General features: G+C 43.0%; 18 protein-coding genes. 10 read left to right on the top strand and 8 right to left on the bottom strand.

From position 1 onward, the window contains the following. Positions 1-116 precede the first annotated feature (116 nt). From ACQKC9_RS13175 to ACQKC9_RS13185, 3 genes are all read right to left on the bottom strand, one after another. Complete coding sequence (locus ACQKC9_RS13175) at positions 117-962, bottom strand: hypothetical protein (protein ID WP_427622236.1); 846 nt, start codon at positions 960-962, stop codon at positions 117-119. 82 nt (positions 963-1044) lie between these two features. Then, positions 1045-1863 (bottom strand): DUF72 domain-containing protein, encoded by an 819-nt coding sequence (locus tag ACQKC9_RS13180; protein ID WP_427622237.1) that lies wholly within the window; start codon positions 1861-1863, stop codon positions 1045-1047. A gap of 71 nt (positions 1864-1934) precedes the next feature. After that, positions 1935-3011, bottom strand: coding sequence for a polyprenyl synthetase family protein (locus tag ACQKC9_RS13185; RefSeq protein ID WP_427622238.1), 1077 nt, complete (start codon positions 3009-3011; stop codon positions 1935-1937). An 853-nt stretch (positions 3012-3864) separates the two neighbouring features. Between ACQKC9_RS13185 and fadB the strand changes: the two genes are divergently transcribed. From fadB to ACQKC9_RS13205, 4 genes are all read left to right on the top strand, one after another. Continuing rightward, positions 3865-6024, top strand: coding sequence for a fatty acid oxidation complex subunit alpha FadB (gene fadB / locus ACQKC9_RS13190; RefSeq protein WP_101205329.1), 2160 nt, complete (start codon positions 3865-3867; stop codon positions 6022-6024). 230 nt (positions 6025-6254) lie between these two features. Then, the gene (fadA, locus tag ACQKC9_RS13195; protein WP_427622240.1) at positions 6255-7427 is read left to right on the top strand and encodes an acetyl-CoA C-acyltransferase FadA; all 1173 of its coding nucleotides are present in this window, start codon (positions 6255-6257) and stop codon (positions 7425-7427) included. 285 nt (positions 7428-7712) lie between these two features. Next, complete coding sequence (locus tag ACQKC9_RS13200; protein WP_101205330.1) at positions 7713-8288, top strand: isochorismatase family protein; 576 nt, start codon at positions 7713-7715, stop codon at positions 8286-8288. 238 nt (positions 8289-8526) lie between these two features. After that, a complete protein-coding gene (locus tag ACQKC9_RS13205; RefSeq protein WP_427622241.1) occupies positions 8527-9156 on the top strand; it encodes an HD domain-containing protein in 630 nt (209 codons plus the stop codon). Positions 9157-9250: 94 nt separating this feature from the next. Here ACQKC9_RS13205 and asd read toward each other — a convergent pair whose 3' ends face one another. Further along, positions 9251-10087 carry an archaetidylserine decarboxylase gene (gene asd, locus ACQKC9_RS13210; protein ID WP_427622242.1) on the bottom strand — a complete coding sequence of 279 codons (837 nt, stop codon included), beginning with the start codon at positions 10085-10087 and terminating at the stop codon, positions 9251-9253. 274 nt (positions 10088-10361) lie between these two features. Between asd and dtd the strand changes: the two genes are divergently transcribed. From dtd to phoR, 3 genes are all read left to right on the top strand, one after another. Beyond that, positions 10362-10814 (top strand): D-aminoacyl-tRNA deacylase, encoded by a 453-nt coding sequence (gene dtd, locus ACQKC9_RS13215; protein ID WP_057761788.1) that lies wholly within the window; start codon positions 10362-10364, stop codon positions 10812-10814. A 112-nt stretch (positions 10815-10926) separates the two neighbouring features. Continuing rightward, positions 10927-11631 (top strand): phosphate regulon transcriptional regulator PhoB, encoded by a 705-nt coding sequence (gene phoB, locus ACQKC9_RS13220; RefSeq protein ID WP_057761786.1) that lies wholly within the window; start codon positions 10927-10929, stop codon positions 11629-11631. Between the two features lie 58 nt (positions 11632-11689). Further along, positions 11690-12781, top strand: coding sequence for a phosphate regulon sensor histidine kinase PhoR (phoR, locus tag ACQKC9_RS13225; protein ID WP_427622244.1), 1092 nt, complete (start codon positions 11690-11692; stop codon positions 12779-12781). A 107-nt stretch (positions 12782-12888) separates the two neighbouring features. Here the strand turns inward: phoR and ACQKC9_RS13230 are convergent, their stop codons facing one another. Further along, positions 12889-13479 carry a M23 family metallopeptidase gene (locus ACQKC9_RS13230; RefSeq protein WP_427622245.1) on the bottom strand — a complete coding sequence of 197 codons (591 nt, stop codon included), beginning with the start codon at positions 13477-13479 and terminating at the stop codon, positions 12889-12891. 197 nt (positions 13480-13676) lie between these two features. On the opposite strand from ACQKC9_RS13230, the gene ACQKC9_RS13235 reads away from it, so the two are divergent. Then, positions 13677-14399 carry a putative quorum-sensing-regulated virulence factor gene (locus ACQKC9_RS13235; RefSeq protein ID WP_427622246.1) on the top strand — a complete coding sequence of 241 codons (723 nt, stop codon included), beginning with the start codon at positions 13677-13679 and terminating at the stop codon, positions 14397-14399. A gap of 48 nt (positions 14400-14447) precedes the next feature. On the opposite strand, the gene ACQKC9_RS13240 is transcribed toward ACQKC9_RS13235, so the two are convergent. After that, positions 14448-15413 carry an alpha/beta hydrolase family protein gene (locus ACQKC9_RS13240; RefSeq protein WP_427622247.1) on the bottom strand — a complete coding sequence of 322 codons (966 nt, stop codon included), beginning with the start codon at positions 15411-15413 and terminating at the stop codon, positions 14448-14450. Between the two features lie 303 nt (positions 15414-15716). On the opposite strand from ACQKC9_RS13240, the gene ACQKC9_RS13245 reads away from it, so the two are divergent. After that, positions 15717-16400, top strand: coding sequence for a TIGR00730 family Rossman fold protein (locus ACQKC9_RS13245; protein WP_427622248.1), 684 nt, complete (start codon positions 15717-15719; stop codon positions 16398-16400). Positions 16401-16532: 132 nt separating this feature from the next. On the opposite strand, the gene ACQKC9_RS13250 is transcribed toward ACQKC9_RS13245, so the two are convergent. Beyond that, positions 16533-18152: an FAD-dependent oxidoreductase gene (locus ACQKC9_RS13250; protein WP_427622249.1), complete on the bottom strand. Its 1620-nt coding sequence runs from the start codon at positions 18150-18152 to the stop codon at positions 16533-16535. A 557-nt stretch (positions 18153-18709) separates the two neighbouring features. Here ACQKC9_RS13250 and ACQKC9_RS13255 point away from each other — a divergent pair. Continuing rightward, positions 18710-19147: a COG4315 family predicted lipoprotein gene (locus ACQKC9_RS13255; protein ID WP_427622250.1), complete on the top strand. Its 438-nt coding sequence runs from the start codon at positions 18710-18712 to the stop codon at positions 19145-19147. A gap of 118 nt (positions 19148-19265) precedes the next feature. Here the strand turns inward: ACQKC9_RS13255 and ACQKC9_RS13260 are convergent, their stop codons facing one another. Continuing rightward, complete coding sequence (locus tag ACQKC9_RS13260; RefSeq protein WP_427622251.1) at positions 19266-20357, bottom strand: GNAT family N-acetyltransferase; 1092 nt, start codon at positions 20355-20357, stop codon at positions 19266-19268. Positions 20358-20503: the final 146 nt, after the last annotated feature.

Raw genomic sequence — 20503 nt, forward strand, 5'->3', positions numbered from 1 at the left:
TGCGGATGTAAAGCATAGAGTTTAAGAGGTTGGCGTGGAAAGTTAGTCTCTAGCTATTGAGGGTTTGGAAGAAAAAAAAGACATGGTGAGATATTGTTTTTTTGTTTGTATACCGTTTAAAACGGAGGGATTTCGGTTTCGAGCATAGTAACTGGGCTTACTTTATTTTCAATTAGTGACGTCAAACCTTTTGCTTTAACAACTAACTCTTTCAATATATCTACTGATAACTTAACTCTAATATTTTCTTTGTCATAACCTGCTCGATGTACACAATGGTGTCTAATTGCAACAGCTTTAAATAGCCAGCCAATATCGCCAAATTCGCAATTTAAAACATCCCTATACATTGGTTTTACTTTTTTAAGATCATGGAATATTAAATTTTCTAAGTAAGTAGCAACGGTAAGCTTTAATTTTTCTTGTTCTTCAAAAATCTCTTTAAGAGTAAATTTTGTTTTTGAAAAGCTAGGATCAGTTTCAATAAGTTTTCTAGTTAACTCTTCAGAGTTGGTTACCTTCTGTATAAAAGTAGAGGATAAATAGGCTTCTACCGCAGCAACTACATGACCATACAGCATAACTAATAAGCTAAAATAAGCTTCTTCATCAATATCAGCTTCAAGAATTTTCTCAACACTTTTTATATGATTCTGAAAAATATCAATTTGAGTTTCGTTTTGAATCAACCATGCCAATTCATCTTCATCTGACTCTGAAAAATAGGGCATGTCATAATTTACATCAGTACCTCCGTAATTCACAGAACAATCTGCTCTGTCAAATGTGTTCACCACATACACTTCATGTTGTGTGTTACATGATTTACAGCAAATCTGGTCAAAATTTTCTACGCCACTATCTTTATTTTTTTCCGCTGTAAAATTAGGCATCGGAACATCAATGGTTTCTTCTATTTGCTCACCACATTCACATAAGAATGATATATCCATTAGCATCATCTGATAAATATTCCTCTAATAACAGTTTGATTCACGTATTTACGCGACATTAAATGATAAGTTGTGTTTTAATAAATGTAGTCTACAAAACCTCAAACCCAAACTTACCCAACGCTTCTCGCAGAAGCGCAATATTATAATAAGCATGTGCATTGACGGTGTTCTGAAAGAAAATATAGAGCGTATCAAAATGTTGACGCTGGTTGGCAATCGCTTGTGCCCAGTCCTGCATCTCAGCTTCGCTATAGCGATAATCATGGCGATCAGCCGCACTCATCGCATCCCACCAGCCCGTATTATTGCCGTGCATCCGCAGATAGCCAGTGCGCTCAGTAAATATCAATCGTGACGGCGGTAATCCGCTAACCTTGGGGTAATCAACACTACACCAAATGAGTCCTTGCTGCTGGAAACTATCGACCACTTGCGGTGTGTGCCAGCCGTTATGGCGAAACTCAATGGCGAGTGGATAGTCTTGAAACCAACTGACGAGATTGGCCAGATATAAACGATGCTCACGAGTACGATCAAAGCCATGTGGGAACTGAAGTAATAAAGGCGCTAAAGCATTTGCTTCGATAAGTGGAGATAAAGCGTTTAGAAATGCTTGTGCGTGTTCGGCAGTGCCTTTGCGAGCGTGAGTAAAGTCTTGGTGCAGTTTGACGGCGAACTTCAACTGACTGTCTGCTTGTACATAAGCTTTATCGACCATCCCAGCAAAGGCTTTTTGTCCGATGGGCGCATAAAAGGTACTATTGATTTCTACTGCGCCGTATTGTTTGGCGTATTCACGTAAGAAATCGGTTTTTTTGGTGCCGGTGGGATACAGCGTACCGAGCAAATCGGTATCGCTATAGCCACCAGTGCCAAGGTAAATACGCGGGGTAGGGGAACTGTCCATGTTGACCACTCACTGCCGTTTTGGGTAATAAAGTTTACTACGATATCTGCTTTCGACTGCTATTCGACAAGCTACTTTTTACGCGACCAGAGCCATTCAATCAGTGCCAGTAGTGCATCATTGTCTGTACCAATGGTATCTTCATTGTCGCTAAGCTCACGACCATGTAGTTCATGAGAAATGGCTGCACGTCCGTCATTAAATAGTGATTGCACATAGCTGGTCGCGTCATCGACACCCATCAGTTTTACATAGGTAGATTTGTCTAGTTTTTCATCGCTACCTGCAGGCTTACCAAGTGTATCAGTCGTCATCGTGACGTCTAGCACATCGTCTTGGACTTGAAAGGCGAGACCGATATGTTGCGCGCACTCTTGCAATGCCATGCGCTGTGGAGCCGTTGCACCAGCACAGACGCCGCCCATGAGCATCGCCGCTTCTATCAACGCCCCTGTCTTATCACGGTGGATGGCTTCCAAATCATCCTGCGCGATATTAGCACTGGCTTCGGCATTGAGGTCTAGCATTTGACCTGACACCATGCGTCTGGCGCGCGGCGCAAATATTGCCATAAGCTGACTTGCGATATTTGCATCAAATGGCGCGAAGGTTGGTATCTCTGCAGTTAGTACTTCAAAGGCTAGCGTCTGCAATACATCGCCTGCCAGCAGAGCCGTCGCTTCATCAAAGGCAATATGCGCAGTCGGCTGGCCACGACGCAGCTCATCATCGTCCATACACGGCAAATCATCATGCACCAATGAGTAGGTATGCAGCAGCTCTACCGCCAATGCAGCACGGCGCGACATATCGTAGTCTGAGTCGTTTTCTAGTAGTGTGTCTAAATCAGCATCTAGAGTGTCGATATCATCATTATGTTCATCTGTACGTTCATTATTACTGCTATTAATACTGGCAAAAGCGCTGGCAACCATCAGTGGGCGTACCAGTTTGCCTTGTCCAGTCATCACATAGCGGCAAGCATCTACTAGCGGGCTAGGGAGCTTGGCATAAGCAAACAAGACCTCGATGTCTTGCGCCAATTGCGCACGTACAGCGCCATGAAACTGCTCAGTGCTTTGAAAAGAGACAACGTTAGAAGGGATAAAGCCAGTAGAGGTAGTGCTAGAAGTAAGGGAAACAGTCATAATCCAACCATTTATCAGGGATACAGTAAAACTTATTAGGGATAAGGAAAAAACGCTATTAGTGTAGCATGATAGGTCATATCGCTTATGTGACACACGGTATCAATTGATTGTTTTTTGCATTTTTCTACCGAAGTCTATTTAAAAACAGAGCAATCTTAGCTGCAATATAACGACAAGATTTCGTTACCGATGGATGATGTCACTCTCTGGTTGAATATGTTCTGATAAAAGAGCAAGCTAGGCTGGCACGTTAATTTTATTACAGTAGAAAAGTGGTACTGAATAAGTAGCATCGATCAATTGGCATTTATTAAGTAGCGCTAACGAACTGTCATTCCAAAGATGACATGCATGAAGTCAACAACACAAAATAAATCTAAATTAACAATTCAGTATACATTTATTCACTAAAACACTTTTAGCGTAAGGTAAATGCCTGCAAGTGATTTAAGAGTGACTTGCGAGTATGGTATTAGCTTGTGACAGTTAGGGGCATAATCCCCTACACTAATTGACGTGAAAATGGTCTGATGGTGACCCTACTGGGTTTTTTCTCAGGATGTTCAATCGTCGATACCGAGTGTTGGACCAGGTCTCAGTCAATATTTTGAACATCAGTACCTGCAACAGCAGTATATAAATGAAGCGTCATATGATGTCATGCAAGAGACGCAAAATACGTGCATCATGATGAGCGCTGGATAATAAAGACATCTTCACTTGTGAGCTGGTTATATGTTTGTCTTTATAACATGACAAGCGCACAGTGCTATTACCCATTTTACTAACAGTAACTGGCTATTTATTTTAATTCAAAACGTAGCTTTCGTTATATAGAAAGGAGTTTCAAATGGTATACCAAGGAAATCGCATCACGGTGACAATGCTAGAGGATGGCATCGCCAACATGCAGTACAACGCCGAAAATGAGAGCGTGAACAAATTTGATGCCGAAACCAACAAACAGTTTGGTGAAGCAGTTAGTGCGTTAGAAAAAGCCGACAATGTAAAAGGTCTTATCGTTACTTCAGCCAAAGGCGTGTTTATCGCTGGTGCTGATATCACAGAGTTCGTCGGTTCTTTCAAAAAATCAGAAAGCGAGATCAAAGATTGGGTCGTTCATGTTAATGACGCTTTCAATCGTTTTGAAGACCTACCATTCCCTAAAGTTGCGGCTATCAATGGCGCGGCGATGGGCGGCGGTTGTGAAATGACTTTGGTTTGTGAATACCGTGTCATGAGTGACAAAGCCATCATCGGTTTGCCAGAAACTCAGCTAGGTATCTTCCCAGGTTTCGGCGGTACGGTTCGTAGTACGCGTATCATCGGTATCGATAACGCGCTTGAGCTGATCGCGACTGGTAGCCCAAAGAAAGCATTGGCAGCATTGAAGCTAGGCTTGGTTGATGCGACTGTACCTGCTGACGACTTACAAGATGCAGCAATTGACCTAGTCAAAAAATGTATCTCAGGTGAGCTTGATTGGAAAGCAAAACGTGAAGAAAAACTGGCTCCAGTTAAGCTAAACCAGCTTGAGCAAGCAATGGCGTTCAACAGTGCCAAAGGTGCTATTTTCGCTAAAGCCAATCCTAAGCAATACCCAGCACCAGCAATCGCTATCGAAACGATTGAAAAGCACGTTAATTTATCACGTGACAAAGCAATCGAAGTAGAAGCGGCTGGTTTTGCAAAAGCCGCTAAAACCCCACAAGCAGAGAGCTTGGTTGGTTTGTTCTTAAACGATCAGCTAGTCAAAAAACTGGCCAAAAAACACAGCAAGCAAGCACATGACATCAGTGAAGCCGCGGTACTAGGCGCTGGTATCATGGGTGGCGGTATTGCTTATCAAGCAGCCAGCAAAGGCTTGCCAATCATCATGAAAGATATCAAGTCTGAGCAATTAGACCTTGGTATGGGTGAAGCGAGCAAACTGCTTGGCAAAATGGTAGAACGCGGCAAAATGACTCCAGCAAAAATGGGTGAAACGTTAAGCCGTATCCGTCCTACTTTGAACTATGGTGATTTTGCTGAGACTGATATCGTTATCGAAGCTGTTGTAGAAAATCCAAACGTGAAGCGGGCGGTACTAAAAGAAGTAGAAGGCTTGGTAAAAGACGACTGTATCCTAGCGTCAAACACCTCGACTATCTCTATTACGTTCCTAGCAGAAGCGCTTGAGCGTCCAGAAAACTTCGTTGGTATGCATTTCTTTAACCCAGTACATCGTATGCCATTGGTAGAAGTTATCCGCGGTGAGAAATCATCTGAAGAAGCCATCGCGACTACTGTTGCACTTGCTTCTAAAATGGGTAAAGTGCCAGTAGTCGTTAACGACTGCCCAGGTTTCTTGGTAAACCGTGTATTGTTCCCATACTTTGGCGCGTTTGACTTGCTACTTAAGCAAGGTGCTGACTTTGCTCATGTCGATAAAGTTATGGAAAAATTCGGCTGGCCAATGGGCCCTGCATACCTAATCGACGTGGTCGGTCTAGATACAGGTGTACATGGTGCAGCAGTGATGGCTGATGGTTTCCCTGATCGCATGAAGCCTGATTATAAAGGTGCTATCCAGCATCTATATGACAATGAGCGTCTGGGTCAGAAAAACGGTATCGGTTTCTATAAGTACGAAATGGACAAGCGCGGCAAGCCAAAGAAAGTTGCTGACGAAGCCACTTACGAGTTGCTAAAAGCCACGACCGATAGCGAAAAGCAAACCTTCGACGATCAAGCAATCATCGATCGCACTATGATTGCCTTCTGCAACGAAACGGTTCGCTGCCTAGAAGACAACATCGTAAGCACACCAAGCGAGGCCGACATGGCGATGATTATGGGCGTAGGTTTCCCTCCATTCCGTGGTGGCCCTTGCCGTTATGTCGACCAAATGGGTCTAGATAACTACTTGGCACTATGTGAAAAATACGCACATCTTGGCAAAGCTTATGAAGCGCCACAAAAGATTCGCGACATGGCAGCCGCAGGCGAGACTTTTTACGCAACAGCGTAATAGTCAGTCATTACTAGGATGAAGTGCAGTACGTTTGCTATTTTGCATAAAAGCAATTGAGACATGAATCGTCTCCAATAGCGAACGTACGATTATAGTTGGTTCGGTTTAAGGCTAGTACGAGTAAATCAAGCGTAAATGTACCTATTGTACTTTGAGCGGGATTGACAAGGTAATAGTCGTAAGTTGAGCTGACTACACTGACAATAAAAATTGAAAAGGAATATGGTATGACAACTTTAAGTCCAAAAGATGTGGTCATCGTAGATGGCGTACGCTCGGCAATGGGCAAAACCAAAAACGGTATGTTCCGTCATGTACGTGCTGATAGCATGTCAGCGGAACTAGTACGTGCGCTAGTAGAACGTAATGACTTTGATACCAATGATATCGAAGATATTATCTGGGGTTGTGTCAACCAGACGCTAGAGCAAGGCTTGAACATCGGTCGTAACATCGGTTTGCTAGCTGGTATCCCAAAGACTGCTGGTGGCCAAACGGTTAACCGTCTATGTGGCTCTTCTATGCAGGCGCTACATACTGCTGCTGCACAAATCATGACCAACCAAGGTGATGTATTCATCATCGGTGGTGTTGAGCACATGGGTCACGTAGGCATGATGCATGGTGTTGATTTGAACCCTGCTGCTTCTAAGTATTATGCAAAAGCGTCAAACATGATGGGCTTGACTGCTGAAATGCTAGGTCGTATGAACAACATCACGCGCGAAGAACAAGACGCGTTTGGTCTTGAGTCACATCGCCGCGCATGGGCTGCAACCACTGAAGGTCGTTTTGACAATGAAATCATTGGTATCGAAGGTCATGATGCTGCTGGTCGTCTGCAACTATGTACGGTTGATGAAGTGATTCGTCCAGATGCAACGATGGAGCAAATGCAAAAGCTACGTCCAGCGTTTGATCCAAAAGGCGGTACAGTAACAGCAGCAACCTCATCTGCATTATCTGACGGTGCGTCAGCGATGCTAGTAATGAGCGCACAAAAAGCCAAAGACCTAGGTCTAAAGCCACGTGCTCGTATTCGTAGTATGGCTGTGGCTGGTTGTGATGCTGCTATCATGGGTTATGGTCCTGTACCTGCTACCCAAAAAGCATTGAAGCGTGCTGGCATGAGCATCGATGACATGCAAACCATCGAGCTAAACGAAGCATTTGCTGCTCAAGGTCTATCAGTGTTAAAAGGTCTGAACCTATCTGACAAGCAAGACATCGTTAACATCAACGGTGGTGCCATTGCTCTAGGTCATCCACTAGGGTGTTCTGGCGCTCGTATCACAGTGACATTGCTAAACGCAATGGAGCAGTCAGATACTGAAATCGGCCTAGCGACCATGTGTATTGGTCTTGGCCAAGGTATCGCTACTATTATTGAGCGTGTTTAGTCTTATTTATATAAACAAGATTATTTGAACATTCAATAAGTAGCTACTCGCTAACGAAAAACCTCTAGTCATAACGGCTAGAGGTTTTTTTATGGGTAAAATTAATAGTTAGCCAATTAATAGATCACAGAGTCGAAAAACACAGTATTACGGCGATTAAAAATTATCTCCATTGACGCATTCATGAAACTATGACTAAATAAGAGAAAGATGAACCATGGCACTGTTTATGATAATTCTAAAATAGTTTTTAGTTGCAACTGTCAGCCGTACAAGGAGTGTACTATGTCTACTATGATTAATGATCGCACCTATCGAATCGCTCGTGAGAATACCCAAGCAATGATTGTCGATGTGCAAGAGCGCTTAACGCCGCATATCTATGATCACGAAAATATCGTAAAAAAAACCGTTACCTTGATTAAAGGGCTGCAAGCGCTCAATATTCCAATCATGCTTAATGAACAATATAAAAAAGGCTTGGGCGATACCTTGCCAGAGCTACGCGACGTACTCGAAGGAGACAATGCTAAGAGCTTTGAAAAGGTCACCTTTAGTGCCTGCGATAATAATGATTCATGGCATCATTTGGCTCAGCAGAACCGTAGTACCGTGTTGCTTTTTGGTGCTGAGGCTCATGTCTGTATTATGCAGACGGCACTAGATTTATTGGACAATGGTATGCAGCCTGTCATTATTGGGGATGCGGTTGGTTCTCGTTTTCCTTATGATAAAAAGCAAGCAATTCGCCGTATTCGCCGTGCGGGCGGTGTAATTAGTACTGTCGAATCAATCTTGTTTGAGCTGTGCCGTAGCAGTGAAGATCCTGCGTTCAAAACCATTATTAATTTGATTAAGTAGGTGGTTTAAGCTTTAGTTGCTTAAGAACTTGGATAAATAGAGTTTCAATTTAACCATTTATCTTCTGATTTATAATAGATAGCGCTTGGTAAAATAAGCGCTATTTTTTTGATAACGGTAATAGTCTTTTAACCATTGTTTGATATCAAACTAACTATAATATCTTGAGCAATGAAACTTAAAATTGCCAGAACTTATAAGCATTAAACCAATAACTAGAGAAAGCCAGAGAAAATCAATGTCGCAAGCCAGCTCTATATCAGTCACTCATTCCGAATCTACTTCACATATCGACATTGACGATGTCACTCATTTCTTATTGGAGTTAGATGCGCTCAAACGCGTGAATCGCCGTAGCTATGTGACACAGACTACTCGCAAAGAAAACTCTGCCGAACATTCTTGGCACCTAGCGATGGCCTGTTGGTCGATTGCTGAATTATTTGCGCTAGACGTCAATCACGAAAAATTGCTGAAGATGGCACTGGTACATGATTTGGGTGAGATTGATGCTGGCGATACTTTTTTATATGCCGATACGCGTACTGATGCACACGTCGAAGAGCGTGCAGGCATTGTCAGATTGCAACGTGAGCGAGGCAATGGCATTAGTGATTTAAGCGAGGTTTGGGAAGCGCAGGAAACAGGAAGTAGCAAAGAGAGTCAGTTGCTCAGAGTCGTTGATCGCTTATTGCCGTTTTTACTCAATCTAAATACCAATGGTAAGACATGGATTGAGCTTGGTGTTACGCGCTCGCAGGTGGCGGGTGCGCATGCATTTATCAAAGACAGCTTTCCTCCTATTCATGATTGGCTCTCACATAATATTGAATACGCAACTCAGCAAGGCTGGTTAATTGATGCGTAAATCTGTATAAATAGCAGGCATAAAAAAAGCCTAATTAAGCATGATGATTTACGCTTAACTGGGCTGATACTTTAAGTGTTTTTATACAGGCGTGTTATTGCGCGTTTGCCATTCCTAGCAATTGACCCATTTGCACAACGCTATTGGCTTGCATACTATCTAGCCAGTCAGCCTTTGCTGCTTTTGGTAATACCACGATAGCCGTTGAGCCTAGATAGAAGCGTCCAAGCTCTTCGCCTGCCGCAAACTGCATATCGTGATCCGCTTCCTGTATATCATCCGTGCGAGTAATTTTGCCAGTGGCGACAGTTTCAATACCAGCGACGATCATAGCACCAACCATTACGACAGCTGCTTTGCCATACTTGGTATCAAACATACAGACCAGACGCTCATTACGTGCAAATAAGTCTGGCACGTTAGCCGCCGTAGTATTGTTGACCGAAAACAGGGTGCCAGGTACATAGCGAGTCTTGGTCAATGTGCCAGTAAACGGCATATGCACACGGTGATAATTACTAGGCGCTAAGTAGATAGTTGCAAAACTACCATCAGTGAAATAACTGCCATCTTCACTATCAGCAAGCAGTTGGCCGACATCATAGTGACGACCTTTGGCTTGTAGAAGTTTATGATCTTCGATTTGTCCTAGCTGAGAGATAATACCGTCTGCAGGGCTCACGATACCGTTTGCCGTGGCGTCGATAGTACGAGCGTCTTCTTTTAACTCGCGGGTAAAAAAGTCATTAAAACTCTCATAAGCGTTGAGGCTTTGGCGCTCGTACTCGTCTAAGCTGATATTATAAGCTTTGGCAAAGCTACGGATAAAGGTACGTTTGACATAGGGATGGCGACTGGCGGCCAAACGTCCAGCGACTTTACTGAGCTTTTGCTGCGGCACAAGCTGTTGTAAGGTGGTAAATACATTCATAATAAGGCTACCAAAATAAGGTGTAATGTAATAAGGGCGTGTTGGAGATTCGACCATGGCACTGACAGTGGCTAAAATTGCGCCATACTACGTTGTAAATCTAGATAAGGCATGAGCATTATCGTCGTTTTACGCCTTGTCTGGAACAGTTTTAGCGATCCACAGTACCTATTTGTGAATATCAAACGCGCCTTAATAATAGCTAAGTTAATGACGGTATTTTATCATGGACAGCATATTATTGTATGGCCATAATCTGTTAAGGAATTAGTAAATGAAAGCACTCATACAACGGGTGAAGCACGCTAGTGTGGTCGTCGATCAGCAGTGTATCGGCGAGATTGAGCATGGGGTATTGGCATATGTTGGCTTAGGGCACGAAGACGATTTTGCCGCTGCCCAGCGTATGATTGACAAAATACTGACCTATCGCATTTTTGAAAATGACGATGATCCGGCCAAATTTGGTAAACTGGATAAAAACGTTCAGCAGGTTGCTGGTGGGCTATTATTAGTTTCACAATTTACCTTGATGGCAAAAACAGACAAAGGACGCCGACCAGACTTTGGTGGTGCGATGGCACCTGCTGCGGCGCAAGCATTATTTGAACAACTGGTCGATTATGCCAAAACTAAGCATCCAAATGTGGCAACTGGTCAGTTTGGTGCGGATATGCAAGTGTCGAGCGTCAATGATGGGCCGCTCAATTTTTTACTAGAAATCTGATTTTAGAGTGTCATCAAGCTGTCATAATTAATCCGTTTAATAGGTAGAGACTGGTGAGTATATATCGCCTTTTTACATGCTAGATTTTGTCCTCTAACACCGAGAATGTCCTATGTATAATGAGCAAATTTTGATTGTTGAAGATGAGCCTGCGATTCGTGAAATGGTTGTCATGACGCTAGAGATGGCTGGGTTTGATAGCTTGCAAGCGGCTGACGTATCAGAGGCGCATCAGCAGGTGGTCGATCATAGGCCGTCACTGATACTGTTAGATTGGATGTTGCCTGGTGACAAGAGCGGTGTGGATTTCTGTCGTATGCTAAAAAACGATGAGCTACTCTCTGAAATACCAGTCATTATGCTAACGGCAAAAAGTGAAGAAGACAGTAAAGTTCATGGTTTAGATGCAGGTGCAGATGATTATATGACTAAGCCTTTTTCGACGCGTGAGCTGATTTCTAGAATCAAAGCCGTACTACGCCGCAGTAGCGCGATGAGTAGCGACAAACCTATCGAAATTGGGCAGTTAAGTTTAGATACTAAGAGTCAGCGCGTGACAGCTGCAGGTAAAATCGTTGATGTTGGGCCCACAGAGTATCGCCTATTGGCATTTTTTATGAGTCACCCTGAGCGCGCCTATACACGAACGCAGCTGCTCGATCAAGTATGGGGCGGCAATGTATATATCGAAGATCGAACCATCGATGTGCATATCAAACGTCTACGTAAATTACTGCGACCTTATGACTGTGATACATTGATACAGACGGTACGTGGAACAGGCTACCGATTTTCTAGCCTGATTGAGCCAAGTTAATCTTGTACAAATAATGCCGCAGCGATATAAAGGCCGCGGATAGTGGTAAGGATAAAAAATGGACAAGATAGCGCCAGCAAAAAGTAAGCAATCAGCTCTACTAGAGCAAATATCTACTCAAAGTACAGCAGAGCAACTCAAAAAAATCGGCAGTGCACTACGAGCCCTGCGCGATGCAGTGATTTTGCTCAACAACAATGATGGTCTAGAATGGTGGAATCAGGCGGCGCAAGACTTATTGCTGCTACAGCCAGAAGATAAAGGTCAGAACATTTTTGACTTTATCACTGTACCTGAGTTCCGCCAGTACTATGAAGGTACAACGATACCTAACGATGGTGTCCATATAGAATCATGGCGAGATCCTAGTCGCTACTTAAAGTGCGAACTGACCCCTTTCGGTGATGAAAAACTGCTGTTTGTATATGATGTGACCCGCCTGCGGCACTTAGAGCAAATGCGTCAGGATTTTGTGGCGAATGTCTCGCATGAGCTTAGAACACCATTGACGGTAATGATGGGCTATCTGGAGAATTTCTCCGATCAGCCAGATATGCCGCCGCAATGGCGTCGCGGTTTTGAGCTGATGACCCAGCAAACTGCCCGTATGAACAGAATCGTGAACGACTTACTGCTATTGTCTAAGATTGAAATCGAAGAGTCACACGAGCTACATTACATAGATATGACTAAGTTACTGACCAATATCTACGACGATGCACAGGCCTACAACCAAGCGTACAAACATATTATTCATTTGCATATAGATACCTATGATGGGCTGTACGGGTCAGAGATGTACTTGAATAGTGCGCTATCCAATCTAGTAATCAATGCAATCAAATATACGCCAAAGGGCGGCAATATCACTATCAGCTGGACAAGGACGTCTGATGGTTGCCGTTTCGCGGTCGAAGATGATGGGATCGGTATTGCGTCAGAGCATATCGCCCGTTTGACAGAGCGTTTCTATCGTATCGACAAAGGTCGCAGTCGTGCGACAGGTGGTACGGGGTTGGGATTAGCGATTGTAAAACACGTATTGCACCAGCACGAAGCGCAACTGCAAATCGATTCAGTGGAAGGGGAAGGGTCGACATTTAGTGTGGTATTCCCCTCAAATTACGTCAGATCCGTCACAGCCAATTAATATGATTTAGGGGCTGTATTAACGACAGTTTTTCGGCTTCCGTTTTTTGATTAATCTAAACCTAGCACGACTTTAAATCAGGTTAACGACATACTTTTCTATATTCGTTAATCCTTTTGCAAAAGTGGATAAGGATTGACCGCACTGCCATTAATATAGATACCGTAATGTACATGCGTAGGCGTTCCTTTTGCATTACCGCTATCACCTACATAACCTATCACATCGCCCTGATTGACCCAATCATTGGGGGAGATGTCAGCATAGTCTTCTAGATGAGCGTAGTAATGTCCTGCGCCGCCCGGCCCTACTACCACGACTACGCGCCCACCCAATGTGTTTTCACCAACTTTGCTTACTACGCCTTGCGTAGTCGACTGCACGGGAGTATTACGCGGCGCAAAGATATCGATACCTTCGTGGGAGCGGCCTTGACTACGTGCTGCGCCCCAAGTGTCTGTCAGGTTCCGTTCTGGTAGTGGACTGGGTAAGCTGTTTTCGGTCGGCAATTCTTGTTGCAATAAACTCAATTGCTGCCATTTGGCAACCACAAATGACTGCGTTTGCTGACTGACACTAGGTAGTAGCTTATCGAAGACAAATAATAGTGCTAGCAATACAGTAGCCTTAATCAATAGGCTTATTAAACGACTGAAAAAAGAAGGTCTGGGAGGTTGGTTATTTCCATCTGCTAGCATTGATGTCTCATATATATTTGATGTCATTTGAGATTTTATTATAAAAGCTTCGTCTAACAACGTATGTATCGCATTGTTATCTATCGTTTTTACCCCCATAGTTATTCTTATGGTTAAGGATATAAACAGTAAATATAGTTTTATCTACTTAACATTTCTACTGAGCATAGACAGTTGCTACTGATGGTTAATATTTTATGAATGATGCTTTTAATCCTGCTGATATTTCTGTCACGCGCGAAACAGCGCTGGTTATCGATACCGAAACAGATCAGGGTAGTGATCCCAGACCTATCCAAGTTGCAACTATCAATGTAGCAACTGGTTTTGAGTGGATGAAATACTTTAATAGTGGTCGATCTATTTCACCTATTGTCATAAAGGGGTATGGTATTACCGATGATGATGTGGCTGGACTTGAGCGCTTTGAATTGGAGCAGTTTGAATTACCGGAGTACTTGATTGGTCATAACGTACGTTTTGATTGGCGAGTGATTGGCAGTCCTTCTGCTAAGCTGATTTGTACGGTGAGACTTGCGCGGGCAGCCTTTCCAGAATGGCGTGCTTACGGTCAGTCTAAGTGTATCGAGCAACTGTTGGGTAAGGGTGAAGCGAGTGCAATGACGATTGCCGCTCATGATGCGCTTGGCGATGCTCGAATGTGCTATCTGCTGTATCAAGCATGCTGCGAGCGTCTAGAGATTGCGCCGACAGACTTTGCAGCGGCACATGCTATCTCCAACAAAGCGACTCCTGTGAGCAAAATGCCGTTTGGTAAGCATAAAGGCAAGCCGATCAAAGATGTGCCTATCAGCTATGTTAAATGGATGATAGGCAATATTCATAATATGCAGCCGTCGCTGTATTCGGCACTGACTAAACGCTTACAAATGGAAGATGAAGAAAACGCAAAAAAGTAATCTAAATTATCATGGGTCTGCTATGTAAGGTGCGACATGACGATAAGCTTATGGTTGGTCGTGCAACCATGTCACAGCCATCTGCCATAGCTGCGGCGCTTTGATATTGGTCTTACTACTAAAATAGCGCATATGACCGATATGATTTAGACCAAAATCCTCAGGGTCTAAGAATCGCTTTTCTACGGGCATTTTTGTAAATACCCTTATCATATCGTCCATGTTTTCACTGTTGGCGATATCATCATCGCTAAAGCCAAGCCATAGTGCTGGCATGCTGAGCTCATCGTAGAAATGCGTGTGTATGCTTTTGCCAAATGCGGTTTTGATATAGCCCGCCCCATTGCACCATTCACGCCATTGACGAGCCACACCGCGTGGCAGTGGTTCACCCATACCGATTTTGTCTGACGGCGTATAGCCCAGTGTTAAATTAGTGAATGGAATAAACGCATCCATAAATCCCATGGCTTTGAGCTTATATGGCATGCCCATATTTTTGATACGTCCTGACGAACAAGCGACATTGAACACTGAGCCAATCGCCTGATAGTTGGGCATCAGGCCAACGAGTTGACCGCCCGCGCTATGACCGATGAGATGATAAGAGGCATCAGGAAACTCATCTTGTAAGGCATCGAGTACGGCAGGCATGTCATGGCGACCCCAACTGATCAAGGAAGCGCTACATTTTGCCAGATCGGTCGATAGTGACTCACCGATTCCTTCATTATCAAAGGTCAGCACCCCAAAGCCGCTTTCTGCTAGGTAGGTCGCAAAATTATGATAAAAGTGGCGCTTAATACCTGTGGCGGGTGCCATCATGATCGCTTTTTTTGTCGCATCTTTAGGGCGATAGACAGTGGCTGCCAATGCTTGGTTGCGATCGGTCATGATACTTAATGAGTAAGTATCAATATTGCTCGCATCATTCATATTACTTTTAATAGTGAGATTGCTATTAACTACAGAGCTTGATAGCTCGGCAGTATGAGAGGCGTTATGATTATCCATGGGTATACCTTAGTATTTTTATTAGTAGATAATGAATATTGAACTATGATGAACAATAAATGCGCATCTTGAAAGTGTAGTCGTTGCGTAGTGATAAATCGTTGTGACTATGTGGTAGCATTGCTTATGTTAAGATAAATGCTGGCAAGACAGTTGCGCAAATATGACTTCCAAGTTTTATATAGCTTGGCTGAGTTTGTCTTATGAATCATGTGCATGACAATATAAATGATAGGTGTCGGTATGCAGCCTTCACTAATAACAAGCACTCAATAAAAACTGACAGGTAATTAAGGAAGCTATATGCAAATGAAAATCAACGATGATACTTATGACGTAATCACAAGCAAAGACATTACAAATATTGAAAAAGCAGTCGACAAGTCTGCCTTATCAATGCCGCTCGTGGCTGTGTACTGCGGTTCACGCTTGGGCAATGGTGGCGTGTATGAACAGGCAGCACGCGAGCTCGGCAGTGCTTTGGCAAATAATGGCATGGGGCTAGTATATGGTGGCGCTAGTATCGGTCTAATGGGCGCAGTTGCGGATGAAGTAATCAATGGCGGCGCGCAAGCAGTGGGCGTGATTCCAACCTTTATGCTCAAGCACGAAATCGCTCATGAGCAGCTGACTCGCTTGCATTTGACTGACACTATGCACACGCGTAAGACCGTTATGGCAGAGTATGCCGATGCCTTTATCACGCTACCGGGCGGGCTAGGAACGTTAGAAGAGATTATGGAAATCGCCACGTGGCGTCAATTGTACCAGCACGAAAAACCAATGATCATTTTGAACATCAATGGTTTTTATGACCGTATGATTGAGCATTTGAAATATACCACTGAGCAAGGCTTTATGAAGCAGGAAGATTTAGATCGTCTAGTGGTGTGTAATACCATCAGCGAAGCGATCGATATGCTACAGACAGTAGTGACCATAGATGATGCTGTGGATACAGAAAAGATGGCAGGCAGTAATAGTTAAGCCATATAGCTATTTATACACAGCAAATGTTTAAATATTAAAAGCTACGACGAAAAAAGGAGCAGATAACCAAATCTCGGTTATCTGCTCCTTTTTTATATGTGTTAACAACCTATCAATGAAACATGCTTATTAGGCATCAGCAGGCGTGAGATCATCCAATGCTACTTCACGAATACTATGATTGACATGAGCCATAGCGATTGGGAATCCACGCTGCTCAGCGAGCTCACGTGCAACCTCATCAACAGTGAGGCTATCGTTATGGACAAGGTACGACCACTCATGAGCATAGCGACGACGATTTAGAGGTGTATCGTTCTCTATCAAGCCTAGCTCTGTCAGCTCATTAACTATTTGATCAGCGGCAATCAAGGTCGAAGATGCTTTGACGTTTTCTGCACGGGCATAGCGTATATTAGAGTATAAACTCACATCAGCAACTCGCAGCGTATCATCCTGTCCAGGAATCTGCTGCCCACCGTATAGCGCGTTACCAACAGTACGTGCGCTGTTGAATGTTGGTACAAACTCAGCTACATACTCAATCGCTTGCTGACTACGTGCCTGTAGGGGCGCTTTATCCCAACCATCTTCGATATAGTGCACATATTGTTGTGGCAGTTTGGGCTGCGCACTGTCTTCACTCGATGCGACAAGACCATCATCGAACAAAGTAATGGCTTTACTCATACCGTGAATCTGAAAATATCCACCAGGGTAGGGCGTAAGCTGTGCCATACCTTCTGGCGTACCTCGTTGACCATAAACGATAATCTCTGGTATCTGTCCACCAGCATCGTCCCAATGGGTCACATAAGACGATTTGAACTCAACCATACGCGTGACTTCGAGACCAACCATATCGTCAATAACACCCGTACGGAATCCGCAAGCGTTGACTAGGTAATCAACTTCAATAGACTCAGGCTGAGAGCCGTGTTCTTGATTATGGGTTTGTTGATAGTCGATACGCCATTTGGTGACATGATGGTCAGCGTTGGTACAATTCTCACAATCTACCGGAACGACTTTTTGCACAGCAGTTTCAGTAAATACGTGCGCATTGTCGTACTCTTCCAGTGCAAGCTTGGCAGAAGCGGCTAGACGAAAAATGTTCCAACCATATTCTTGGACAACAATTAATGGAAATTTAACCTTGTTCAAATCTAAGTATCTAGCGACTGGAATCATCCATTCATCAACCGTACTTGGTACAGCGACTTGCTCACGTTCAGCCAGCTCAATCAATTGCTCATGGCTGTATAACTGGTAGTAATCTTCAGGCTCGCCCAATACTTTATTATTAGCATCTTGCTCGATCAGCTTTTGATAAGCATCGGTCAAAATATCTAAACGCGGTAGTAAGTCTTCAGGCAGTCCTTCGTCACGTGTCGGTACGGCAAACACCGTAGGACGAACGTCAATAGTGTGCGGATACAAACGCAAAATATCGATACATTGCTTGAGCAAGGCTACGCAATCCTCGTCCGGTATTTCACGGTACAAATTACCACCTGCATGCAAATGACACATAGGTGGTCCATCAATGAGTGATTTTTTCTTCTCAAATAAGTAGGTCTCTAATCCTAACGCAGCAAGTCGAATCGCTATCGTCGATCCCGCAGTACCGCCGCCCAAAATGCCAACACGCTTTTTAGGTTGAATGTTTTTTGCCCCATAAGATAACACTCCAGAATGAGCGTCACGATTAAAGGATTGAGCGTGGTTTTTATCAAAAGACTGAGTCATTGTCGTCGTTGTATCCTTAATAGCATCTGTATTAGGCCGTGCTCGGTATATTTATTCAATGTTCTATATTTCTTGATATGCGTGCGAAGGTAATTAAGTTCAACACACAAATCTGAACTTCAATAGTCATCTTTTCTATTGTTTAGCCATTCTTCATATCTATAGGTTTATTTTACGAAGAACTACAGACAATATGATGGGAAATACGTAAGAAGATGCATGAGTTTTGTCAACGAGTCGCTATATGTGTGAAGTTTTCCAGATGAATGAGTCTGTTTAAAAATAGAGTAAACGAGAGAAGTGGCAAGTTTGTGAAATCGAAAATAAGCTCGTTTTATTGTTTTGTAAAATTCGACCACTTTTGTAAGTGTATATATTGGTAGCCGAGATAAATTAAGAGCATATGCTATATTTATTTTGCTTAACAAGAAGTGTCGGTTCTGTTTTGATGACTGTTCAAAATTACAAATGTCAAAATTAACAAAAGGGACAGTCGATAAAGTAAACGACAACAAGCTTATCGCTATAAAAAATACGACTAAAATTACAAGGAAGTTATGATGAAAAATATAATGATGTTATCGGTACTAACAGGTGTATTGACACTAACTGGCTGTACTACCTTAAAAAACGTGGTCGGTAACGATATGTCAGGTACGCATGAAGTACAGGCAACGAGCAATAATACAGCACCAGTCACTAGCAAGAATGGGGTGCTGGTAGATGCTACCAACCATATGACGTTATATACGTTTGATAAAGATTCTATGAACAAGTCAGATTGCGGTGCAGCTTGCCAAGTTGTGTGGCCAATTTTCAAAGCGCCTAACGATGCCAAAGCTTCAGGTCAGTTTGCTGCATTCAAGCGTGAAGATGGCAAATATCAGTGGGCAATGAACGGTAAGCCTTTATACTTCTATGCTAACGATACAAAAGTTGGTGACAAAGACGGTGATGATAAACTTGGCGTTTGGCACGTTATCCCAAGTAAATAACAGGTGTTAGATATAAACTGACTCGAAAACGTTAAGACAAAAAAGCAGCCCGTCCTCTATAGAGGCAGGCTGTTTTTTATTTTTTGGTGTTATTCTCTAGTATCAGATGTAATTTGTACTATGTCACATTTGCTAAAGGCTCAATCTGAATGGTCTCTAACACTTCTTCTTTGCTAGGCTCTTTTCTATATAAAGGAAAAAAGTCTGAAAGCAGATCACTTTCTGTAAACCAGATACCAGCTACTAACTCTGTATATTTTGCTGCATTAACAATGAGTCTATAAGTCTTGAATAGTAACTCTTGCGAGCTAAAGCCTTTTTTATACTCATATAAAGAATCTAAATTGGAACCAACGCCGCCACCAAGATGTAGCACTTCATAACGGTTCTCTCGTCCCCAATTGCGAGCGACATGAGTGATAAGTTTAGAAGGTTGTAGATGCGTATAGGCGTTCAGCGTACCGCCAAGATGAAACTGCATAATGCCTGACTCTTGGCAGAGCGTATATATAGAAGACCCAATTGCTTTATCGTCTTGATAGGCAGTTATCAACAGTATTTTTTCTTGAAGGTTTTCAAGCAAATTAAAGAAATAATCATCATCGAAGAAGTAGTAATCACTGGCCTTGACGTGTCGCATTGTCTCTTTATAAATGTCTGAGAACACCATCGCATTCTGCCGAGTTAAGAATTCTGTTTTTGTCACGACATCCATTTTTATGGCTTTTTTGATACCGCGGCGATGTCGATTTTGTGTCTCGCTCCAATGCTCTTCTTCAGACTTACTCAAATCAGACATCAAGGTCAGCCCGTGAGTCAGTGCTTTGCCAACTGTAGGTATCCATTCTTTATTAATAATCGGGTGCAACCGCATAAATAAGGACACGCAGCCTCTCTCGCAAAGAAAAGCTCTTATCTCATCTAGTACGACGTCTAACTCGGCATCAGTAAGGGTTTTGTCCATCAACGGGCCACCGTAACCATAAGTGGAAGTAGCATCCCAGTGATCTGAGTCAATTTGTCTAATTATGATGGGTAACAATACTTCTTTATCTTTATAGCGAGCGATGATTCCTTGAGGTTTGCCCTTGTCGATGACAGCTGAGGCCGCAATCCAACCAGATAAGTGATATATATCAAAATGATGATTTGATACCTTCTTATCCCACTCAGCATCTATCGCTATGTAATCAACTTGTACTGTATCCACGTTGCTGCTCCCTCAGTGTTGCGTTATATATTCGTAAATCCGTATATACGAATATAACAACAAAGTATGAAGCCTTCAAGTACATAAAAACCTTTTATGTAAAATAATGAATATATATGATTAGAGCGTAGAAGAATTTATAGGAA

Source organism: Psychrobacter sp. NPDC078409 (assembly GCF_050268505.1).
GTDB lineage: Bacteria > Pseudomonadota > Gammaproteobacteria > Pseudomonadales > Moraxellaceae > Psychrobacter.